Source organism: Rhodococcus sp. NPDC055024 (genome assembly GCF_053608585.1).
In genome coordinates this window covers 1-25582 of sequence record NZ_JBSGVT010000031.1, presented here as the reverse complement: position 1 = coordinate 25582, position 25582 = coordinate 1, and the positions used below count along the sequence as shown (strand labels likewise).

4 protein-coding genes are annotated in these 25582 nt (G+C 60.5%); all 4 read left to right on the top strand.

Annotated elements, in window-relative coordinates; translation table 11 throughout:
- The coding region (locus tag ACWF6P_RS31390; RefSeq protein WP_452623648.1) for an amino acid adenylation domain-containing protein at positions 1-5234 on the top strand (5234 nt) is incomplete at its 5' end.
- Positions 5235-5327: 93 nt separating this feature from the next.
- The gene (locus tag ACWF6P_RS31385) at positions 5328-19238 is read left to right on the top strand and encodes an amino acid adenylation domain-containing protein (RefSeq protein WP_452623647.1); all 13911 of its coding nucleotides are present in this window, start codon (positions 5328-5330) and stop codon (positions 19236-19238) included.
- 123 nt (positions 19239-19361) lie between these two features.
- Positions 19362-25136 carry an amino acid adenylation domain-containing protein gene (locus ACWF6P_RS31380; protein ID WP_452623646.1) on the top strand — a complete coding sequence of 1925 codons (5775 nt, stop codon included), beginning with the start codon at positions 19362-19364 and terminating at the stop codon, positions 25134-25136.
- A 258-nt stretch (positions 25137-25394) separates the two neighbouring features.
- Positions 25395-25582: hypothetical protein (locus ACWF6P_RS31375; RefSeq protein ID WP_452623645.1), on the top strand; the 188-nt coding region annotated here is incomplete at its 3' end.

Here is a 25582-nt window from a genome sequence, read left to right as displayed (position 1 = left end):
ATATGGTGCCGTCGCAGTTTGTGGTGTTGGATGCTCTGCCGTTGAATGCGTCGGGGAAGTTGGATCGGAAGTTGTTGCCGGAGCCGGTGTTCGAGGTTGCGGTGTTCCGGGCTCCGGTGACGGCGGTGGAGGAGATCGTTGCGTCGGTGTTCGCCGAGGTGTTGGGTGTTGATCGTGTCGGGTTGGATGACGATTTCTTCGAGCTCGGCGGCAACTCCCTCAATGCCACTCGCACGATCAAACGAATCGCCGATGCTCTCGACACCGAACTTTCGGTTCGAGTTCTGTTCGAAGCGTCCACGGTGCAGGATCTCGCAGCGCACGCCGAAAGCCGGACCGGGTCGGGTGGGCGAGTCGCGCTGACCGCGGTCGAGCGGCCAGAGCGGATTCCGCTTTCGTTGGCGCAGCAGCGTATGTGGTTCCTCAACCGATTCGATGGGAGTGCAGCGGCATACAACATCCCGATGGCGCTGCGCCTTCAGGGTGATCTTGACGTCTCGGCGCTGAGCGCGGCGATTTCTGATGTGATCGGGCGGCACGAATCACTTCGAACCGTCTACCCGGAAGTCGGAGACGGTCCGGTGCAGGTCGTCAAGCCCGTGTCGAGTTGGTCGGACGAAATCGTCGCAGAACCGACTGGCGTGGACGAACTCGAAGGTGAGTTGGTCGCGCTGGCGTCGACGCGCTTCGACGTCACACGCGAGATTCCGATTCGTATCCGGTTGTTCCAGTTGGCTTCCGACGAATACGTACTCGGTGTCGCGATTCATCATATTTCCGCCGACGGTTCCTCGATGGCTCCGTTCGCACGAGATGTCGTGACCGCATACGCCTCGCGGGTTGCCGGGTACACACCGTCCTGGGCTCCTCTCGACGTTCAGTACGCCGACTACAGCCTGTGGCAGCGAGAGGTGCTGGGCAGTGAGGAGGACGCGGGATCTATTGCTTCGCAGCAGATTGCGTACTGGAGCGATGCTCTTGCCGGGCTGCCTGATCAGCTTGCACTTCCCGCCGACCGGCCGCGCCCAGCGACGCAGTCCTTCCGCGGCGGTTACCTGCATTTCGATATCGATGCAGAGTTGCATGCGCGGTTGAGCAGTCTTGCCAGGGCAAACAATTCGACGCTGTTCATGCTCACGCACACTGCGTTCGCGATGTTGTTGGCTCGACTGTCCGGAACCGAGGACATCGCGGTGGGTACACCCATTGCAGGACGTGGTGAGCGGGCACTCGACGATCTCATCGGCATGTTCGTGAACACCTTGGTGTTCCGTACACAGATCGACAGCGGTGCGCCGTTCCTCGACCTACTCGGACGTGTCAGGGAGACCGACCTTCAAGCATTCGCACATTCGGACGTTCCGTTCGAGCGACTCGTGGAGGTGCTCAACCCACCGCGTTCGACCGCTCGTCATCCGCTCTATCAGGTCGGCTTCCTGTTCCAGAACATGGAAACCGGAGGGCTCGAGCTTCCGGGACTCACGGTCAAGGGCGTCGATATCGACAACGGGGTCGCGCAGTTCGATCTTCAGTTGATCGTCAGTGATCGGTACGACGCCAACGGATCTGCAGCCGGCATCACGTCGATGTTCAGCTACGCGCATGATCTGTTCGACGAGTCGACCGTGCATGACTTCGCCGATCGATTCGTGCGTTTGCTCGGGGAGATCGCGTCCGATCCGTCGTTGACCGTCGGCGACTTCGCGCTGCTGGATTCGTCCGAGAGCGACCGGATCCTGAACCGCTGGAACGAGACCGATCACTCCGTCCCGGAAGCCACTCTGGTCGAACTGTTCGACGAGCAGGTCGGTTCGAACCCAGGCGCGGTGGCATTGGTCGCAGGAAACACGTCGCTGACCTACGCCGAGTTCGATACACGTGTCAACCGACTCGCACGCCATCTGATTGCAACCGGTGTCGGTCCGGAGTCGTTGGTCGCGTTGGCAATCGAGCGATCGGTCGAACTGCTGGTCGCCATGTACGCGGTGGTGAAGGCAGGTGGTGGATACGTACCGATCGATCCGAACCACCCGTCGGACCGCATCGAGTACGTGTTGACCATGGCAGATCCGGTCTGCGTCCTCACGGCCACGACCACTGCGCAGAATCCGGCGTTCGGTGATTCCGTGATCGAGGTGGACACGATCGATCTCGCGTCCTACGCGGAAGCGACGGTTACCGATGCGGATCGCAGTGCTCCACTGCGAGTGGACAACACCGCCTACGTGATCTTCACGTCGGGATCGACGGGGCGGCCGAAGGGCGTCGCGATCTCGCATCGGGCGGTGGTCAACCAGATTCTCTGGAAGCGCGATCAGTACAGCCTGGACCAATCCGATGCGATGGTGCTCAAGACCGCGGCAACCTTCGACCTCTCGGTCTGGGAGTTCTGGTCGGCACTGACTTCCGGTGCACGACTGGTCATCGCCGAACCCGAAGGTCACAAGGACCCGAGCTACCTGCTCGACCTGATGACCCGGGAGAAGGTCACGACGCTCCACGCGGTGCCGTCGATGCTCGCGATGTTGCAGTCGGCGTCCGAAAATCGCCTTCCGGAATCCCTCCGTCAGGTGCTCGCGATCGGTGAAGCGTTGCCGGCCGCGACCGCGACCGAGTTCGCAGAGCTCAGCGACGCGCAGTTGGTGAATCTGTACGGTCCGACCGAGGCCGCGGTCTCGGTGACAGCGCACGTCGTCGGTTCGGGCGACACGACCTCGGTGCCGATCGGTGCCCCTGAATGGAACACTCAGGTGTTCGTGCTCGACACGCGTATGCATCCGGTCCCCGTCGGAGTCACCGGGGAGCTTTACCTCGCCGGTGCCCAGCTTGCTCGCGGCTATCTCGGACGCGCGGATCTGACGTCGGAACGATTTGTGGCCAACGTCTTCGGTGACGCGGGTTCGCGGTTGTACCGCACCGGCGACCTCGTCCGGTGGACGGAAAACGGTGAACTCGACTACGTGGAGCGCGCCGACTTCCAGGTCAAGATCCGTGGCTACCGCATCGAACTCGGCGAGATCGAAGCGCTTCTTCGCAAACAGGCCGGCGTGGACTCCGCTGTGGTGGTGGCCAAGTCGGATGCGCGTACCGGTGATCGACTTGTCGGCTACGTCGTTCCTCAAGACGGGGAAAGCATCGATGTCGAAACATTGAAGCGGACTCTTGTGGCGGAGTTGCCGAGTTACATGGTGCCGGCGGCATTGATGGTCTTGGACGAACTACCGCTCAACATCAACGGCAAGGTCGATCGCAAAGCCCTGCCCGACCCCGAATTCGAGGCGACCGAATTCCGTGCGCCGACCAACCCCGTCGAAGAGATCGTCGCGGGTGTGTTCGCTGACGTACTCGGTGTCGCGAGGGTCGGACTCGACGACGACTTCTTCGAGCTCGGCGGAAACTCTCTCGTCGCGACGCAGGTCGTGTCGAGGCTGGGTGAGGCGTTGGACGCGCAGATTCCGGTCCGCGTGATCTTCGAGGCGTCGACTGTCGGGGCATTGGCGTCGAGGGTTCTCGAACACGCGGGATCTGGTGGCCGCCCACCGTTGGTGGCTCAGGTGCGCCCGCACGAGATTCCGCTGTCGTTGGCGCAGCAACGTATGTGGGTGCTCAATCAGTTCGACAAGACCTCGGGTGCGTACAACATCCCGGTCGCAATCCGGCTGTCCGGCGCACTCGATGTCGACGCACTTCGCTCAGCGGTGTCGGATCTGATCGAGCGTCACGAAGTGCTCCGGACGGTATACCCGGACCGGGGCAACGGACCGGTTCAGATGATCCTGCCTCGCTCCGCAGCGAAGGTGGGATTGGAAGTGATCGCGACCGACGAAGCGTCGGTCGCCGGGCAGGTGGCTGACACAGTTCGCGAGGGCTTCGATGTCACGACGGCCGTTCCGTTGCGAATCCGTCTCTTCGAGGTCGACGAATCCGAGCGGGTCCTCGTCGTTGTCATTCACCACATCAGCGGTGACGGCTTCTCGATGGCTCCGTTGATCAGAGACACCATGGTTGCGTACACCGCACGTACCGGCGGGGAGACGCCGGAGTGGGCTCCGCTCGAGGTGCAATACGCCGACTACACGCTGTGGCAGCGTGATGTCCTCGGATCGCCGGAGGACGCGGACAGTCAGCTGGGCCGTCAACTCGCGTACTGGGTGAACGAGCTCAAGGGCACTCCGGAGCTTCTGGAACTGCCGACCGACCGGCTGCGGCCGGCGCGGGCGAGCATGCGCGGTGCGGAATTCGAGTTTGCCGTCGATTCCGAGACCACGGACCGGCTCGCGACGATCGCACGGGAGCAGAACTCGACAGTCTTCATGGTGGTTCACACTGCCCTGGCCGTGCTGTTGGCGAAGATGAGTGGATCGAACGACATCGCAATCGGTACGCCGATCGCGGGTCGAGGTGAGCGGGCGCTCGACGATCTTGTCGGAATGTTCGTCAACACGTTGGTCTTGCGAACGGAGATCGCGCCTGCTTCGACGTTCGTCGACGTTCTGGCACACGTGAAGGACAAGGACTTGTCGGCATTCGCCAATGCCGACGTACCGTTCGAGCGGTTGGTCGACGAACTGGGGCGAGAGCGCTCTCACGCATACTCGCCGCTCTTCCAGGTCATGCTCACCTTCCAGAACATGGCTCTCGGCACGTTCCAGCTCCCGGGCCTCGAGCTCTCTGCGGTCGACAACGGTTTCGACCAGGCGATGTTCGATCTGCAGCTCACCGGTATCGAGCAATTCGACGATGCCGGGGTGCTGTCCGGGCTGAGGATGCGTTTCACCTATGCGACCGACCTGTTCGACGAATCGACCATCGCGCTTTTCGCGGCGCGATTCGGGCGGGTGCTCGAAGAACTGGTGACCGATCCCGGGGTCGTGATTCGCACGATCGACATCGTGACCGAGCAGGAACGCGAGGAAGCGAGCGCTGCTGAGCCGAAGTCCGCGGCAGACCTACCCGAACTGGCAGCCGCAGCGGCGGCCGCCGATCCTGAGGCAATTGCGTTCACCCACGGTGATCAGGCTGTCACCTTCGGTGAGTTGTCGACCAAGCTCGTTGCCATGCGTACCGCCATGGGGGCTGCTCTCGCCCCCGATGCTCTGGTTTCTGTGTCGCTCGCCGGACTTGTTCCGGGCATCCTGCCGGCACTTGGCGTCGACGGTCTCGCCACACTTGTGAGCTCGGTGATAGCTGACGCACAGTCGGTGTCAGCGGGCCGTGGGGGTACGGCCGGGTAACATTCAGTATTTGCCCAGTGAACGCCTCCGGCCGAGCAGAACACTGTGCTCGGCCGGGGCGCACTTCACGAAAGTCAGTTGGAGGAAGTGTAGATGTCCGTCGGTATTCCGGGACCGCAGTCGCTGACGATCGAAGATCTGCCGAAGTTGGTAGCCGCAGTTGCGGCGGTAGACCCTGATCGAGTGGCTCTGAGCCACGGTGGAACCGAAATCAGCTACGGACGACTCAATGACGAGTTGGTCACTCTCGACACCGCGATGGGTGGGGCATTGGGGGCGGATGCCCTGGTTCCTGTTGTCGTTTCCACGGTGCTGCCAGAGCTGATCGGCAGCGAGGCCGACGGTCTCGGCGCGGTGGTCGACCGTCTCATCACCGACGGAACGTCGATCGTGGAGGTCGCGTCGGAGTCCGATGCACACGTGACCCTCGCAGGACTCTTCGACGAGCAGGTCGAGCGGACGCCGGATGCGCTCGCGCTGGATTACGCCGGAACGCAGCTCACTTACGCGCAGTTCGACGCGCGAGCGAACCGCTTGGCCCGTGAACTCGTCGCGGCAGGTGTCGGACCGGACAGCCTCGTCGGTCTCGCGATGCGTCGATCGATCGATCTCCTCGTCTCGATGTACGCGATCGTCAAGGCCGGCGGCGCGTACGTTCCACTCGACCCGGATCATCCTGCCGACCGTCTCGGGTACGTACTCGAGATCGCGCAGCCCGCGGCTGTGCTCACACGTACGTCCGATGCCGTGGTGCTGCCGCACGGTACTCCCACGCTCGACGTCGACACCCTCGACTTGTCGGGTCATGCCGAGACAACCGTCACCGACGCGGACCGGTTGGCACCGCTGCGCGCGGACAACACTGCGTACGTCATCTTCACGTCCGGATCGACTGGACGCCCCAAAGGCGTTGCAGTCTCTCACCGTGCCATCGTCGCGAACCTGCAATGGCGTCAGACCGAGTACGGATTCACTGCCGACGACGTGATCTTGCAGAAGACACCCTTCACTTTCGATGTGTCCGTGTGGGAGTTCTTCTGGCCGCTGCAGGTCGGTGCATCGCTGGTGATCGCGGAACCCGACGGACATCGTGATCCGGCGTACGTGGCTCGCACGATGATCGAGCGCGGAGTGACGGCGGTGCACTTCGTGCCGTCGATGCTCGCCGTGTTCGTCGCCGAACCCCTTGTTGCACAGGTGAAAACCCTTCGATACGTGTTCGCATCCGGTGAGGCGCTGCCGGCCCGAACCGCGGCACGTCTGCGCGAGGTCAGCAGTGCTGGACTCCACAATCTGTACGGCCCGACCGAGGCTGCCGTCGACGTGACGTACTACGAAACCGGTGAGCAGGATCAGGTGTCGGTGCCGATCGGTGCAGCAGTTGCGGACACCGAGCTCCTGGTGCTCGACGATGCGCTGCGGCCCTCGCCGTCGGGTGTAGCAGGAGAGCTCTATCTTGCCGGGATTCAGCTGGCCAGGGGATACGTGTCGCGTCCCGATCTCACGGCAGACCGTTTCGTGGCGCGGCCCGGCGCTACTGACGGATCCCGGATGTACCGAACCGGAGACCTGGTGCGCTGGCGCGGTGCCGGAGCGAACCGTCAGCTCGAATACATCGGTCGCACCGACTTTCAGGTCAAGCTCCGCGGTCTGCGCATCGAGCTCGGTGAGATCGAGGCGGCACTGCTCGATTGCGAAGGTGTTTCCCAAGCCGTGGTGGTCGTCCATTCGGACGAAACGATCGGTGACAACTTGGTGGCCTACATCGTCGCCGAGGGTATCGATTCAGAGATTCTGACGTCGTCGTTGGGTGAACGGCTACCCGACTACATGGTCCCTGCCATGTTCGTCGAACTGGACGAGTTTCCGCTCAATGCCAGCGGCAAGCTGGATCGAAAAGCCTTGCCCGCGCCCGAATTCGTGTCGAAGACGGTTGAATACCGCGAGCCCGCGACACCCACCGAAACCGGTGTGGTCGCGATCTTTGCCGATCTCCTCGGGCAGGATCGGGTCGGGGCAGATGACGGCTTCTTCGAACTGGGCGGCAACTCGTTGCTCGCCACTCGCGTGGTTGCGCGGATCAATGCCGAACACGGCATCTCCATCGACATGCGCAACTTCTTCGACGCACCCACCGCCGCAGAACTTGCCGTCTTCATCGACGAAGCGAAAATCTCAGAAGACCGCAAGGCTCACGTTCCCCTGATCCCTCGCGAGCGCCCCGAGTTGGTTCCGCTGTCTTTGGCACAGCAGCGCATGTGGTTCCTCAATCGATTCGAACCAGAATCGGCAGTCGACCATATTCCGGTCGCGCTGCGGCTCAGCGGAGTGCTCGATGTCGATGCGTTACAAGGCGCACTCGAGGATTTGATCGAGCGGCACGAGATCCTTCGGACTGTGTACCCGGAGGTCGACGGCGTCGGATATCAGCGCCTGGTCGACATTGCAGCCGTGGTACCGAACCTGACTCCCATACGGGTAGACGAGTCGGCGATCGTCGAGCGCGTGACCGACTTCGTCGCTCCGGGATTCGACGTGACCACCGAGGTTCCGATTCGGGCGGCACTCTTCCAATTCGCCGCCGACGAATTCGTCCTCGTGTTCGTCGTCCATCACATCAGCGGTGACGGGTTCTCCATGGGACCGTTGACCAAGGACATCGTTTCGTCTTATGTGTCTCGGACACAGGGAATTTCGCACGATCTTGCTCCGCTGCCCGTACAGTTCGCCGACTTTGCACTGTGGCAGCGCGAGGTTCTCGGCAGTGAAGACGACCCGGATTCTCTGATCACTCGCCAGGTCGACTACTGGCGCCACGCGTTGGCCGGTATCCCCGATCAGCTCGATCTTCCGTCGGACCGCGCGCGCCCGCGCGTCGCGTCGAACCGGGGAGCCGGGCACACATTCACGATCGAGCCTGACCTTCACCAGGCTCTCAATCGAATTGCACTGGACAACAGCGCATCTCTGTTCATGGTGTTGCACAGTGCCGTGGTGATTCTGCTGGCGCGGTTGTCCGGGACTTCGGACATCGTGATCGGCACTCCGGTCGCCGGTCGAGGCGATCAAGCTCTCGATGACCTGATCGGGATGTTCGTCAACACGCTCGTCCTCCGCACGGAGGTTGACCTCGCGGCTTCGGCAAAAGACATGATTTCGCGAGCCCGTGAATCGGACCTCAACGGCTTCGGGCACGCCGATGTGCCATTCGAACGACTGGTAGAGGTACTTAACCCCGCCCGGTCTCAGGCGCGGAACCCTCTGTTCCAGGTGATGCTCTCCTTGCAGAACTTGGGACAGAGTATGCAGCAAAGTCTCGAGGTTCCGGGACTGCGCATTTCGGGACTGGATGTAGAGTCGTCGGCTGCGAAGTTCGACCTTCAATTCACTGTGTGGGAATCGGATGCCGCGGACAAGGTCGGTGGTTTGACCGTCGCATTGGTCTATGCGACCGACCTGTTCGACGAGTCGTCTGCCAAGTCAATCGGAAAGCGGTTGATTTCAGTTCTCGAAGCAATGGTTGCCGATCCCTCGGTTCGGGTTGGTGATGTGGATTTGTTGGATTCGGGTGAGCGTTCGATGGTGCTCGAGTCGTGGAATGGCACTGCGCATGAGGTTGCGGATGTGTCGTTGGTGGACGTGTTCGATGCTCAGGTGGCGGCGTCGCCGGATTCGGTAGCTGTGTCGTTCGAGGGTGTTTCGCTGTCATATGCGGAGTTCGATTCGCGGGTGAATCGTCTTGCCCGGTACCTGGTTTCGGCGGGTGTGGGACCGGAGTCGTTGGTGGGTGTGGCGGTACGTCGGTCGGTTGATTTGTTGGTTGCGGTTTACGGCGTGCTCAAGGCTGGCGGTGGGTATGTTCCGGTAGATCCGGATCAGCCTGCGGAGCGCAATGCGTACGTGTTGGAGTCGTCGTCGCCGGTATGCGTGATCAGTACCTCTGACGTTGGATTCGATGCCGGTGTGGTACCGGTGGTCGAGGTTGATGTTGTTGATGTGTCTGGTTTTTCGGATAACCCTGTTTCGGATATCGATCGGGTCTCGCCTTTGCGGTCGGGGAATGCGGCGTATGTGATTTTCACGTCGGGGTCGACGGGGCGCCCGAAGGGTGTGTCGGTTTCGCATGCGGCGATTGTGAATCGGTTGGCGTGGATGCAGGACGAGTACGGGTTGGATTCGTCGGATGTGGTGTTGCAGAAGACGCCGTTCACATTCGATGTGTCGGTGTGGGAGCTTTTCTGGCCGTTGCAGGTTGGTGCTCGGTTGGTGGTGGCTGTGCCGGATGGGCATCGTGACCCGCGGTATTTGACGTCGGTCATTGTGGGGGAGGGTGTGACGACGGTGCATTTCGTGCCGTCGATGCTCGAGGTTTTCGTGACGGATTCGTCTGTGGCTTCGTGTGTTTCGTTGACTCGGGTGTTCGCGTCAGGTGAGGCGTTGCCGGCGAGTGTTGTTGCCGATGTGTGGGCTGTGTTGCCGGGTGTCGGGGTGCACAATTTGTATGGTCCGACCGAGGCTGCGGTGGATGTGACGTTCCACGAGGTCGTGTCGGCGGATGTTGCGGGCGTGCCGATCGGTGCTCCGGTGTGGAATACGCAGGTGTTTGTTCTGGACTCTCGGTTGAATCCGGTGCCGGTGGGTGTTACGGGTGAGCTGTATCTGGCGGGCGTTCAGTTGGCTCGTGGGTATGTGGGGCGGCCGGATTTGTCGTCGGATCGATTTGTGGCGAATCCGTTCTCGGGTGATGGTGGGCGGATGTATCGCTCGGGTGATGTGGTGCGGTGGACTGCGTCGGGTGAGTTGGAGTACATCGGGCGTAGTGATTTTCAGGTGAAGTTGCATGGTTTGCGGATCGAGCTCGGTGAGATCGAGTCGGTGATTCGTGAGCACCAGTCGGTGTCGTCGGTGGTTGTGGTGGTGCGTGACGAGGTGTTGGTTGCGTACGTTACGGCCGCTGGTGGTGTGGTGGATGTTGACGAGTTGAAGAGTGTTGTTGCGGGTCGGCTGCCGGGGTACATGGTGCCGGCGGTGGTGATGGTGTTGGATGAGTTGCCCTTGGGTGTGTCAGGGAAGTTGGATCGGAAGCTTCTTCCTGATCCGGTGTTCGTGGCGCGAGAGTTCCGGGCACCGTCCAGTGTCGCCGAGATCGCGGTGGCCGGCGTCTTCGGAGATGTTCTCAGGTTGGAACAGGTCGGTCTAAATGACGACTTCTTCGAGCTCGGCGGAAACTCTTTGGTCGCAACGCAGCTGGTGGCTCGCGTAGGTCAAGCGCTCGACACTCGGGTTCCGGTGAGGGTGTTGTTCGAGGCATCGACTGTCGAAGGTTTGGCAGCGCAGGTTGAGTTGATCGCAGGGGCAGGCGGGAGGACCGCGCTCATAGCCCGACCACGGCCGGCACTGATCCCACTCTCACTAGCTCAGCAGCGAATGTGGTTCCTCAGCCGCTTCGATCCCGATTCTGCCGTCAACAACATTCCAATCGCCTTGAATATCAAAGGCGTCCTGGATGTTTCGGTACTGAGGCATGCGATTTCGGATGTAATCGAACGCCATGAATCGCTTCGGACCGTCTACCCGGAGCAAGGTGGACAAGGGCAGCAGGTAGTCCTCCCGTCGTCCGAGGTGCCGGTTGAACTGACACCGAAGGTCACCGACGCCTCGCGCGTTCACAACGAACTTCTGAGTTTCGCGCTCCAGGGCTTCGATGTGACGTCAACGGTTCCGGTTCGGGTCGGGTTGTTCGAACTTGCTGAGAATTCGTACGTTCTGGCCTTCGTTGTGCACCACATCGCAGCAGACGGGTTCTCGATGCGTCCGTTGACTCGGGATGTCATGGTTGCCTACGCCGCTCGGGTTTCGAATGGCGTGCCGAATTGGACTCCGCTCGAGGTGCAGTACGCCGATTATGCACTCTGGCAGCGGCAGGTCCTCGGCGACGAGGACGACCCGGATTCGTTGATCTCGGCTCAGTTGGACCACTGGCGCTCCGTCCTCCGCGATTCGCCGGAATTGCTTGCGTTACCGGCTGACCGATCCCGCCCGGTCGTCGCCTCGAATCGTGGTGCTACGTATCGCTTCTCCGTCAGCGAAGAGATTCGGTCGAGCTTGGACTCACTCGCACGCGAGCGGAACGCATCGCTGTTCATGGTGATGCATTCGGCCCTCGCCGTGCTTCTCGCAAGGTTGTCCGGTACCAGTGACATCGTGATCGGTACTCCGGTTGCCGGGCGAGGCGAAAAGGCGCTCGACGATGTGATCGGTATGTTCGTGAATACACTGGTCCTGCGGACTCCTGTTGACCTCGCCAGTTCGTTCAGTGCGCTCGTCTCGGCAACGCGGAGGACAGACCTTCAGGCGCTCGGCAACGGCGATGTTCCGTTCGAGCGGTTGGTCGAGGTGCTCGATCCCACCCGATCGCAGGCACATCACCCGCTGTTCCAGGTCGCGCTGTTCTTCCAGAACATGTCGCAGGATGCTTTGGAGCTTTCGGGATTGGAGGTCTCAGGCGTCGAGTTCGATGCCGGTATCGCGAAATTCGATCTTCAACTTACTCTCGCTCCCCGCGTCGAAGATGCGCTCGAAGACGGCATGTTCGCCGAGTTCGCATACGCCACAGATCTGTTCGACGAGTCGACGATTCGCGGATTCGCCGATCGTTTCACCAGGATCCTCGAACAGGTGGTCGTGGATCCGTCGATCACCGTGGGTGACATCGAGCTGTTGGAGGAGGCCGAGCGCGAGTCGCTGTTGACTGCGCGCAACTCCACCGCACATGACGTCGGGAACAGTGAGACATTGGCTTCGCTGTTCGACACTCGCGTTGCGTTGGCACCCGATGCTGTTGCCGTGATGTTCGACGGCCAGTCGCTGACCTATGGCGAGTTGTCGGAACGTGTGAACAAATTGGCACGCAAGCTGATCGAAGATGGTGTCGGGCCCGAATCGTTGGTGGCCTTGGCGATGCGTCGATCGCTCGATCTCGTAGTAGGTATGTACGCGGTGATCGCCGCGGGCGGAGCCTACGTGCCCTTGGATCCCGATCACCCCGCCGAGCGAATCGGGCACATCCTCACGACGGCCGATCCAATCTGTGTGCTGTCGACGACACGCGATGCTTTCGTAGCGCCGAACGGCGCCGACGTGCTGTTGATCGACGCTGTTGATCTCTCCAGCTATTCGGCTTCAGTCATTTCCGACGCTGATCGTCGTGGCCGACTGCGTGATGTGAATGCCGCCTACGTGATCTTTACCTCGGGTTCCACGGGCAAGCCCAAGGGCGTTGCGGTCTCGCATCATGCCATCGTGAACCAGGTCCTGTGGATGCAGGATCAGTACGCCATCGGCACAGAAGACGTCTATCTGCAAAAGACTGCAACGACATTCGACGTCTCCTTGTGGGGATACTTCACTGCGCTTCTGTCCGGTACGAGTGTGGTGCTGGCATCTCACGACGGACATCGAGATCCCGCATATCTGGCTGGTCTGATCGAAGATCATCGGGTGACGCTGACGGACTTCGTTCCGTCGATGTTGACCGTCTTCGCGGCTTCGGTTCCAGAGCGCGCATTGGTGTCGCTGAGGGACGTCTTCGTGATCGGTGAGGCGTTGCCGGTCGAGACGGTACGTGCATTCGCTCAGGTGTCGTCTGCAAGCTTGCACAATGTGTACGGCCCAACCGAGGCTGCGGTCTCGATCACCTACTACGAGGTCGATGGATCGGAGTCGACAGGGATTCCGATCGGGGTGCCCGAGTGGAACTCGCAGGTCTACGTGTTGGACAGTCGGTTACAGCCGGTGCCGGTAGGCGTTGCAGGTGAGCTGTATCTGGCCGGTGATCAACTGGCGCGCGGTTACGTCGCGCGACCCGATCTCACCAGTGATCGTTTTATCGCGAACCCATTTGCGAAGGTGAGCGACACGAACGGTGAAATCAATCCCGGTGGCAGTCGGATGTATCGCACCGGGGACCTTGTGTGGTGGAACACCGCAGGCGAACTCGAGTATGTCGGGCGTACCGATTTTCAGGTCAAATTCCGTGGTCAGAGGATCGAACTCGGTGAGATCGAGTCAGCTCTGTTGGCACACCCTACGGTGGCTCAGTGCGTGGTCGCAGTGGTGCACGCGGACACCGGCGACCAGCTCGCTGCGTACGTTGTCGCATCACCGAGTTCGGTCATCGACGTGGCCGTTCTACGGGCATCGCTTCCGAAAGTTCTGCCGGCGTACATGATTCCGACGGCAATCGTTGTGCTGGAAGAATTGCCGCTCAACTCTTCGGGAAAGCTCGACCGGAAGTTATTGCCTGAGCCGAAGTTCGAGGTCGCGGTGTTCCGAGCTCCGGCGACCCCTGTGCAGGAGATCGTGGCGTCGGTATTCGGCGAGGTCTTAGGTGTTCCGAGGGTGGGCCTCGATGACGATTTCTTTGCCCTGGGTGGGAATTCTCTGATCGCCACGCAGGTAGCGGCGCGGTTGGGTGAGGCTCTGGATTCGAGGGTGGCGGTTCGGCTGTTGTTCGAGGCGTCGTCGGTCGAGTCGTTGGCAGCGCGGGTGGAGTCAGAAGTCGGCTCAGGTGACCGGGTGGCTTTGGTTGCTCAGGTCCGGCCGGAGCGAGTTCCGTTGTCGTTGGCGCAACAGCGAATGTGGTTCCTGAACCGTTTCGAACCTGGATCTGCAGTGAACAACCTCCCCCTGGCCATTCGATTGACGGGCAGCTTGAATGTTGCTGCCCTGCAAGTTGCTGTCGCTGATCTTGTTGCACGGCACGAAATTCTGCGGACCGTGTATCCGGAATTCGACGGCGAGGGATACCAGCAAGTTCTCTCTGCAACCGAGTCTGTGTCGCTTGCGGTTCCAGTTGAAATCGCCACGGACGACGTCGTGAAGGTTGTGACCGAGTTCGTATCGGTGGGTTTCGATGTCACCAGTGAGGTGCCCGTCCGCGCACGACTGTTTCGCGTAGATGATCACGAGCACGTACTTGTTTTCGTGGTTCATCACATTGCGGGCGACGGATTCTCCTTCGGGCCGCTGTCGCGCGACGTGATGGCCGCGTACGCAGCGAGGCTGTCGGACGACGCCCCGAATTGGGAACCCTTGGCAGTGCAGTATGCCGACTACTCTCTGTGGCAGCGAGAGGTATTGGGTGCAGCGGACGACCCCACCAGCGTCCTGTCACGTCAGTTGCTCTACTGGACGCAGACGTTGGCCGGTGCTCCTGATGTTCTCGATCTGCCTGCAGACCGAGTTCGGCCGAAGGTTGCATCGAATCGGGGAGCCGACTTCGGATTCCGGATCGACCGACGGATCAACGAAGCCATGAATGTGATTGCCCGGGAACATCGGGCGTCGTTGTTCATGGTGGCGCACGCGGCACTGGCAGTTCTCTGCGCAAGATTGTCGGGGACATCGAACATCTCGATCGGTACACCGGTTGCGGGGCGTGGTGATCGAGCACTCGACGACATGATCGGAATGTTCGTCAATACCCTTGTGCTTCGCACAGATGTTCCTTCGGACGACTCGTTTGTAGCGCTCCTGGATCGAGTCCGCACAGCGGATCTAGGCGCGTTTGCGCACAGTGACATACCGTTCGAGCAGCTGGTAGACGTTCTCGACCCGGAGCGTTCGCAGGGGCGCCATCCACTTGTGCAGGTTGTTCTGACGTTCCAGAACATGGCCCCGAGTGTCTTCGAGTTGCCGGGTCTGTCTGTTTCAGGCGTGGACCCGGACACGGAGTTCGCAAAGTTCGACTTGCAGTTGACGCTGGCTGAACAGTTCGACGAATCCGGAGCCGCTGCTGGATTGGCAGCGAAGTTCACTTATGCGACAGATCTTTTCGACGAATCGACGGTGGCGTCTATGGCATCGCGCCTCGTTCGAGTGCTCGAGGCCGTGGCTGACAATTCGGGTGTTGTGGTAGGCGACATCGAATTGCTGGAGCCCTCCGAGCGTGCGGATGTGTTGGGCGAGTGGGCCGTTCCAGGTGTCAACGTGAACGCGGATGCGACTCTCGCGGCGATGTTCGAATCGCAGGTTCGCGATACGCCAAATGCGATTGCCGTGGTTTTCGAGGGTCGGCGCCTCACATACAGTGAGCTGGATTCCTTGGCGAACCGGCTGGCGCGCAAGCTCGTTGAGTTTGGCGTTGGTCCGGAATCGCTGGTGGCCGTCTTGTTGCCGCGTTCGGTCGAGTTGGTGGTTGCACTCCTGGCAGTGGTCAAAGCTGGAGGCGGATACCTTCCGGTGGATCCGTCGTATCCGGCGGAGCGTATTGCGTACACGCTCGCTGATGCGCGGCCTTTGGTTGTGCTCGGATCGGCAGATGTCGCGATCGATATCGAGGTGCCGGTTTTGGACGTCACCAGCGAAGATCTGTCCAGCTACGACGCGGCCGCTCTCACCGACGCAGACCGTTGCGGACGACTGCGCGCCGATGACGTTGCATACGTGATTTACACATCCGGTTCGACCGGTCGTCCGAAGGGCGTCGCGGTTACCCACCGAAATGTCGTGGAGTTGTTCGCGAACTCTCAACCGAATTTCGAATTCGACTCGTCAGATGTGTGGACGCTGTTCCACAGCTACGCATTCGACTTCTCTGTGTGGGAGTTGTGGGGCCCGTTGTTGTACGGCGGTACCGTTGTGGTCGTCGACTATTTGACCTCGCGATCTCCGGAGCAGTTCCGCGAGTTGGTTGTTCGCGAGAAGGTAACCGTGCTCAACCAGACTCCGTCTGCGTTCTATCAATTTGCCGAAGCTGATCGTGCCGTCGGTGATTCTGCGGGCTCACTGTCCTTGAAGCATGTGATTTTCGGCGGCGAAGCGCTGGATCTGTCTCAACTGACGCGCTGGTACGACCGGCACGGCGATTCGTCGCCCCGGTTGGTGAACATGTACGGCATCACCGAGACGACGGTTCACGTCTCCTTCCTGGGCTTGGATGCGGAGATGGTCCGTGGAGCGTCGGCCTCCGTGATCGGCCGTGGGTTGGGTGGGTTCTCGGTGTTCGTGCTCGACGACAGATTGCGCCCTGTCCCTGTCGGAGTGCGCGGTGAGATGTACGTTGCCGGGGCGCAACTCTCACGTGGTTACGTGGGGCAGCCCGGATTGACGGCAGGGCGTTTCGTGGCCAATCCGTTTGCCCGTAACGGTTCTGGTGGGTTTATGTACCGGACTGGAGATGTCGCGCGTTGGAACGTGGACGGAATGCTCGAATATGCCGGACGCAGCGACTCACAGGTCCAACTGCGTGGTTTCCGTATCGAGATCGGTGAGATCGAGGCGGCCCTTCTTCGTGTAGAAGGTGTTGCCCACGCCGTGGCGATGGTCCGTGCGGACGATGCGCTCGGTGAGCGGTTGGTGGGATACGTTGTGCCCGCGGCCGGCTCGGAGCTCGAGGTGTCCGATGTTCTGGCTTCCGTGTCGCAGTTCCTGACCGGATACATGGTTCCGGATTCGCTGGTTGTGCTCGACGAACTTCCATTGACCGTGAACGGGAAGCTGGACCGAAAGGCGCTGCCTGATCCGATCGTTCAATTGCGTGAGTTCCGGGCGCCGGCTACCCCAGTCGAAACTGTCGTAGCGGCAGTGTTCGCGGATGTGCTAGGTGTGGAACGAGTCGGCCTCGATGACGATTTCTTTGCCCTCGGGGGCAATTCGCTGGTAGCCACCAGGTTGGCTGCCAGGTTGGGGCAAGCGCTGAATACGCAGGTGGCCGTGCGGATCTTGTTCGAGAACTCGACTGTCGCGAGTCTGGCGCGGTCGGTTTCGGCGCTGGCCGGATCCGGAGCGCGGAAGGTATTGGAGGCCCGCGACCGTCCGGAGCGCATCCCGCTGTCGCTGGCTCAACAGCGTATGTGGTTGGTCAACCAGATGGATTCGGCATCGCCGGCGTACAACATCCCGTTGGCGCTGCGATTGAGTGGTGAGTTGGATGTGGAGGCGCTCCGGGCGTCGCTTCGAGATGTTCTGGTGCGGCACGAATCTCTTCGCACCAAGTACCCGAGTGATGTGGATGGTCCGACACAGGTCATCGTCACTGTCGACGACATCGCGCCGGCTCTCGAAGTCGTCCAGCTCGAAGATGGCGGAGCAGCGTATGAACGAGTGGCGCAGTTCGTGTCGCGCGGTTTCGACGTCGCTCGGGAGATCCCAGTCCGAGCTGAGTTGCTGCAGCTCGCGCCCGGTGATTTCGTCTTCGTGCTCGTCGCGCATCACATCGCTGCAGATGGCGAATCCATGGCACCGCTTGCGAGAGACATGATGGTTGCGTACGAGTCGCGTTCACGAGGCGCCGCTCCGACGTGGGCCGCCTTGCCTGTGCAGTATGCGGACTTCGCTCTGTGGCAGCGTGAGGTGGTCGGTTCGATCGACCAGGTTGGCTCTCCGGCGGCGGACCAACTGGAGTTCTGGCGCCGAAACTTGAGTGGACTCAACGCGATCGGCGGATTACGGGCTGACAGACAGCGCCCGGAGCACATGTCGACCAAGGCGGGCGTTGCGGAATTCACCGTCGATGCTGCGACTTCGGCCCGTCTCAACGAGATCGCTCGCGAACACAACGCGACGCTGTTCATGGTGGCGCACGCCGCCCTCGGTGTGCTGATCACGAGAATGGGTGGCAGTCGAGATTTTGCGATCGGCACCGTTGTGGCCGGTCGGGGCGAAAAGCATCTCGACGACGTCGTCGGCATGTTCGTCAACACTCTGACTCTTCGAACCGCGCCCGATCTCGATGCAGGCTTCGCTGAGCTTGTTTCGTTGGTGCGCGACACTGATCTCGAAGCGTTCGCGAACGGAGACGTGCCGTTCGAGGAGGTGACCGGTGCGCTGGGTGTTTCAGCGAACGACCTGTTCCAGATTGCACTGTCGGTCGAACCGATGGCCGGAGCCGAATTCAGCTTGGGCGGGTTGACGATCACTGCCGTCGAGGGTGTCGAAGCCACAGCGAAATTCGACCTGCAACTGACACTCACAACGGATCCTCAAACACATGGGATGGTCGGGCATCTGGTCTACGCCGCAGATTTGTTCGATCAGCAAACAGTCGACGGATATGCCCAGCGCTTTGTCCGCGTCATCGAGCAGGCGGTTGCAGATCCGTCGCGTCCTATCGGCGACATCGAAATCATGAGTGTTGAAGAGCGGGACGCACTGATCGGTCTGTCAGACTCGGTAGGTGCTCGGTCGGCTGAAACTTCGACGCTTCAGTTGCTTCCGCAACTCTTGGCTACGGCGGTGGAAGCCGACCCGGAGGCTCCGGCTCTTGCAGTTGACGGCGAAGAGTTCACATATCAAGACGTTGACGTGCGCTCGTCCCGACTTTCTCGCGAAGTAATCGGTGGCGGAATCGGCCCGGGAGATTTGGTGGCTCTGGTCGGTTTGTCAGGCTTGGACGCGGTTGTAGCAATGTGGGCGCTGTCCAAAGCAGGTGCTGCGATTGTCGCGGCTCCTGGTGGACATTCCATCGGAGGAGAAGTACTGCCGGCTGCTGTTCGGATGGTAATCACATCTGTCTCGTCAGCACCGTCGATCAGTCGCCCCGATATCACTACATTGCTGCTTGACGACCCAGAAGTCATGGAAAGAATCGCTTCTCTCTCTACTCGCCCAGTGAACTACTCGGATCGGACTCGTCTCCTCGGAGTCGACGACGTTGCGTTGTCCTCGGTGACAGCAGACACTGACGGTGTCAGTTACGGACAGCTCACCGAGATCATGGCGAAGCTTCGCAGCGCACACGACGTCGACTACGAATCGCGGCTTATGTACGTAGGGCCTATCGGCGACGAGTTAGCGGTGAAGATGGTGTTCCTAGCAGCCTCCACCGGTGCTGCGGTAGTGTTGCCCCCGAACATACTCAACGGTACGGATATCAACCAGATATTGGCTGACGAATGGGTTACGCACGCGGTTGCGCCTTCTGAACTGCTCTCGTCGATCGAGTCTGAAAGTTTGCCCGATTTGCGGTTCGTTGTCGATAGGGCCGACTGGGACAATTCCTAGGCATATCTCGCGCCGTTCGCAGGCAAGGGGCTATTATTCGGCTCGAATAGTCGACCGGCTTCCACGCACAATTTGATGGGTTCGAAGCGCTGGTTCGGGACCCTTTGTGTGCGAGGAGAAGCTGTGTCGGAGCATGTTGACGTCCGCGTCCCCAGACGGGAACGGCGTACACGCCGTTCCCGTCTCGTCACCCCGTTACTTCATCAGTTGATGGCGGCTGCAGTCGAAGCGAACCCTGATGGAATCGCAGCAGCGTACGCCGGTCGGACGATGACCTATCACGAACTCGACGAGCGGTCGTCGGTGATCGCGCGCAGTCTGATTGATCAGGGGGTTTCCCCGGAGGATCGGGTTGCAGTCGCGATGCCGCGGTCGCTGCAGTTGTTGGTGGCCATCTGGGCCGTGGCCAAGTCGGGTGCGGCCTTCGTTCCGGTTGATCCGAGCTACCCCATCGATCGAATTCGCCACATGCTCGACGACTCTCGTGTTGTCGCCGGAGTGACGACTGCCGGCGACGTCGGAGATCTCCCGACCGGCGGGTTCGATTGGGTTGTCGTCGAACTGGATTCGAAATTTTCAGCTTCGGCGGATGCAGATCCGCCCTACGAACGTGCTGCAAGGCTCCGCGCCGACAACCCGGCTTATGTTACTTACACATCGGGGACTACGGGGATGCCCAAGGGTGTGGTGGTCACCCACTCCGGATTGGCGAACCTCGTTGCTGAGCAGATCGTGACGCTCGGCCTGACGCGTCGATCTCGCGTCCTGCAAGTGGCGTCGCCGAGTTTTGACGCGTCGATATTCGAGATTCTGATGGCGATCGGTGTGGCAGGGACGTTGATCGTCTCACCGCCGGCGGTGTTCGGAGGCGTCGACCTCGCGGAGTTGATCGCGAGGGAAGGCGTTACACATGCGGTAATCACGCCCGCAGTTCTGGCAACGATCGACCCTCGCGCGCTCGATACCTTGGAAATGGTGTTGTCGGCCGGTGAAGCGTTGCCTCCGGAATTGGTCGACCAGTGGGCCGTCCCATTGCCGGCAGGCGGTAAACGCCGTCTGCTCAACGGATACGGGCCTACGGAGGCCACGGTCATGAGTACTTGTTCAGAACCCTTGTCGCCGGGCGATGCAATCGTGATCGGTTCTGCGGTGCGGGGCGTATCCGTGGTAGTTCTGGACAAGCGGCTGCGGACAGTCCCGGTCGGCGCTGTGGGTGAGTTGTACGTTGCGGGCGCGGCAATTGCGCGGGGGTATCACGGAAGAGCGGATCTCACGGCCTCGAAGTTTGTTGCTCTTCCGAATAGTGCTTCTGGTGAACGTGTCTATCGCACAGGCGATTTGGTTCGGTGGGTACATGCTTCCGATGTGGGGGGTAGGCCGCAATTGGAGTACGTGGGTCGTGCGGACTTTCAAGTCAAGATCAGGGGGATGAGAGTCGAACTGGGCGAGGTTGATGTGGTCATCAGCGGCCACCCCGACGTTGCATTTGCTGTAACGATTGCCTGTGTACGTGGCAACGGCGACACTGTGCTTGTTTCGTATGCTCTCGCGCGAGAGGGATGTCTGCTTGACTTATCCGCCGTCAAATTGTGGGTCTCGAGCCGGCTGCCGAAACACATGGTCCCTGCAGTCGTGTGTCTGCTCGATCGGATTCCGCTGACGCCGACCGGGAAACTAGATCGACTGGCGCTCCCCACACCGACCTTCGACTCAGTGCCCTTGGTTGCTCCTCGAACCCAACTCGAATGTGAAATCGCGCGTGTATTCGAGGAAGTGCTCGAACTCGACGCCGTCGGACGCGATGACAACATCTACAGTCTCGGTGGCAACTCGCTTTCAGCGCTGCGGATCTCGGCCAGGCTAGGTGACGCACTGAATACGGTCGTGAGTGCTCGACTACTTTTCGAGTCCGCTTCACTCAAAGATCTTGCTGTCGCGATCGAGCCGACGCTCGGAAGTGGAACGCTACCGGCGATCACCCGCGTAGTCAGACCCGATCTGATTCCACTTTCTTTCGCCCAAGAGCGGATGTGGGTGCTCAATTGCTTGGACCCGCAGTCTTCGTCGTACAACATTCCGCTCGGGTTGATTATTGACGGCCACCTCGATGTGAGTGCTTTGGAATCTGCTCTACAGGATGTCATCCGCAGACATGAGGTCCTCAGAACGGTCTACCTCCAAATCGGCGGTCTTCCAGGTCAGCACGTCCTGTCTCCTGAAGAGGCAGGACTGTTCTTCGAACTTCAGCAGGTCGATGACGGCGAATTGGCCGATGCTGCTGCGGCGGCGGCCGGCCTTCCTTTCGATTTGTCGAAGCAGATACCGTTGCGGGTCAGACTCTTTCAATCGAGTCCTTCACATTTTGTGCTGGTCCTTGTAGTGCACCACGTCGCAACCGACGGTCTGTCGATGGCGCCCTTGGCGCGAGATCTGGTGTCGGCTTATTCGAGTCGTAGATCCGGGGCCTCGCCGTCGTGGGTTCCGCTGGACATTCAGTATGCGGATTTCGCCTTGTGGCAGCGCCAAATCATGACCGATCAAGGTGGGAACTCGCCGCATGTCGGCCGTCAGCTGCAGTACTGGGTCAGAACACTGGACGGCATTCCGGACGTTATCGAGCTTCCACGGGACCGGCCACGCCCGACTGTCTTGACGACGGCAGGGGGCGTTGTCAGCTTCGAGCTCGGAGCGCAGGTCCATCAGAGGTTGTTCGATCTCGCAAATGCTTCCGGGACTTCGCTTTTCATGGTTCTGCATGCGGCGTTCGGGATATTGTTGGCCCGTCTGTCCGACAGCTCGGACGTGATCATCGGTACGCCTGTCGCCGGTCGTGACCACGCTGCTCTCGACGAAATGATCGGGATGTTCGTCAACATGCTCGTGCTGCGACTACGCGTCGACCTGGACGTGGACTTTTCGGAAGTTCTCGATCGAGCTCGCGGCGGTGACTTCGACGCGTTCGAGAACTCGGACGTTCCCTTCGACTGGTTGGTGGACGAACTTGCCGTGCCGCGTAGTCCGCATCGCCATCCGCTGTTTCAGGTCGCACTAGCTTTCCAGAACATGTCCGAGACGAAGTTGGAGCTGCCGGACCTCGTGGTCTCGCCCTTCTCTATCGGCGGTTCGGTGTCGAAGTTCGAACTTCAGCTGACTGTCGTGGAGCGTGGCAACCCCGGCGGAGGCCATGTTGGTCTGGCCGCGTCGTTCACGTATGCCGCCGACTTGTTCGAGCACTCCACGGTGCTCGCGATGGCGGATCAATTCCAGCGAATAGTGTCCGCGATATGCGAGGACCCGAACGTCATAGTTGGGGACATCCCACTCCTTGACAGGAGCAGCGAAGTCGCATTGACGAGACGGGCAGGGAGTTGCGAAGTCTCCCCGCGAACACTTGCGGAGCTGCTCTGGCACGCGGCGCAGGTCGACCCGTCACGGGTAGCGGTGGTCGATGGGCCCAGATCGATGACCTATCACGATTTGGTAATTCGTTCGTCGGCAATCGCCCGAGAACTTACAAATCGTGGAATCGGCGCCGAAGACTTTGTGGCAGTGTGCGTGCAGAGGTCACTCGAATCTGTGCTCGCCGTGTGGGCTGTCAGCGCTGTGGGCGCGGCGTTCCTACCGATCGATACTCGGTATCCAGCCAGGCGCGTCGATTACATGCTGGCTGATTCATCTGTCGCATACGGGCTCACGACCGCGCGGGACTGCGTTGGTTTGCCGCAGACCGTTGATTGGATTCACATCGACTCCATTCTCAGCGATTCGAACGGCGCCTTCGCCGTGTCCGAACGTGTTCGTCCGGTTGACACGGCCAATTCGGCGTACGTCATCTACACCTCTGGCTCAACCGGGCAGCCGAAGGGCGTCGTCGTCTCGCACCGAGGGCTCGCCAGCTTCGCGAGTGAGCAAATGTCTCGATACCGACTTCGTCCAGCGTCACGTACGCTCCACTTCGCTTCGCCGAGCTTCGATGCGTCGGTATTGGAACTCCTGCTGACAGTTGGGGCAGCCTCGACCATGGTCATTGTTTCGCCGGAGATCCTCGGCGGTCAGGAGCTGTGGGACGAGCTCGCGAGCAACAGGATCACTCACATGTTTGCGACGCCGTCAACACTCGGATCGCTGCCCTCCACCGGTCTGACGGACCTGGACGTGGTAGTCGCCGGTGGAGAGATTTGCCCATCGGAGCTTGTTGATCGGTGGTCGCGGGAGGTGTCGTTCTTCAACGGATACGGTCCGACCGAAACTACCGTGATGGTGACGATAAGTGAGCCACTTACGCAGAACTCACGCGTGGATATCGGTGCACCTGTCATCGGGGCCAGCGCCTACGTGCTGGATCGGCGGTTGCGGCCTGTGCCTGACGGCGTGGTCGGCGAGTTGTATCTGGCGGGCGCAGGTGTCGCCCGTGGATACCATCGCCGTTTCGGCTTGACCTCGTCGCGATTCGTTGCGAATCCGTTTGGCCCGACGGGCGACCGGATGTATCGGACCGGGGATATGGCGCGCTGGTGTGTGGGGGGAGTGATCGAATACGTCGGTCGGTCAGACCTCCAAGTTCAACTGAGGGGAATCAGAATCGAACTCGGCGAGGTGGAATCGGCGCTGCTGGCCTGCCCGGGGGTTGCCCAAGCTGCGGCAGCAGTCCGGGGGAGTACCGCGTCCTCCGATCGATTGATCGGATATGTGGTGGCAGAGCCAGAGACCGGACTGCATTCCGACTCGATTGTCGCGGCCGCAAGGGCGGCCCTACCTTCGCAATTGGTTCCCGCGGAAGTCGTTGTTCTGGAAAGCCTTCCGTTGACGGGAAATGGCAAACTTGATCGCGAGCGGTTGCCCTCGCCGACTCCGAAGTCGCGCAAAATTCGCCCGCCGATTACGCCGACCGAACGGTTTGTCGCATCAGTGTTCGGAACCGTTCTAGGGCTCGAGCCCGACGTGAAAGTAGGACTGGACGACGGCTTCTTCGACCTCGGTGGAACTTCTTTGCTCGCAACGCGTCTGGCGGATTCTCTGCGCACAGCAGCGGGGATAAGCGTGCAGGCTCGTTTGGTGTTGGAATTCCCACGGGTTTACGACTTGGCTGCAGCGATCGATCGCGGAACCGATTCGGGTCCCGATCGAGCACTCGAGGTACTTTTGCCGATCCGACCGACGGGTGCGTCCACACCCGTCTTCTGTATCCATCCGCTCTCTGGGTTCGCCTGGTCCTACGTGGCACTTTCGCCGTTCATCGACGCAGACACTCCGATCTACGGCCTTCAGAGCCCGTACATCCTGGAGTCGGAGGGACTTCCGACAAGTTTGGATGAGTACATCTCCCGATATCTCGCCGAGATCGTGGCTGTGGAACCTGAGGGCCCTTATCGCCTCCTCGGATGGTCATTCGGGGGATTACTCGCTCACGGCATCGCGACCAGACTGCAAGCGAGCGGACGAACGGTCGAATCGTTGATCATGCTGGATTCGATGCCGACCCGGGTAGGCGGATCCATTTCAGAAATGCTCGTGGATGAACTTCGCTCCGCGGGGATCGAAGTAGGCGCCGCTGAGGGCGAAGGATTCTCGCACCATGCAATGACAGATTTGTACGAGATGATTCGCGATCACGCCGAATCTTTGACGGCCGATCGTCTTGGGCGTTTGATGAACAGTCTTTCGTGCCTCGGCGACTGCATTGACAACTACGATCCTCAGCTATTCGCCGGTAATCTCAGTTACATTAGCGCCGCGGAGCATCCGAACAGCAAAGATGCAGCGCTCCTGTGGCAAGTATTTGTTACGGGTGAGATCCAGAATGTGTACGTGCGCGTTCCCCACGGAAGCCTTCTCGGTCCGACAGGTATTGCCGTCGTTGGCCCTGTTGTTGCGAGCATTACCGACAACGCCCTTTGACCGCCCATTAGTTGTGGTTGCTAACCATTGAGCGCTTGCATCGAAATAACATCTCCTTTGTGTAACGAATCCACCCGCTAGTCGATATCTCCGACAAGTCCGGAGTGTCCGACCTCGACCATCTAGGGCGAGTGGGGGCCACTAGCTACCCGTGAACCGGTCGACGGCTATCTTGATTAACTTGGAACGCGCAAAGATCGGAACGGCCGGTATGCGCGCGGGTAGTCGCGGGTAGTTACGTTCGAAACGGGAGACAAGATGGCCGGCAGTACAGGGAACTCTGACGTCACTTCCGCTCGCTCCGTGCGAGCTCCCCGCAGCCGAACTCCGCGCAGTCGAGGTTCGAGGGCGTTGTTGTTGCCGCAGTTGTTGGTGGCGGCTGTCGAGTTGGGTCCTGGGCGGGAGGCTTTGCGGTTCGAGGGTCGTTCGTTGTCGTATGCGGAGTT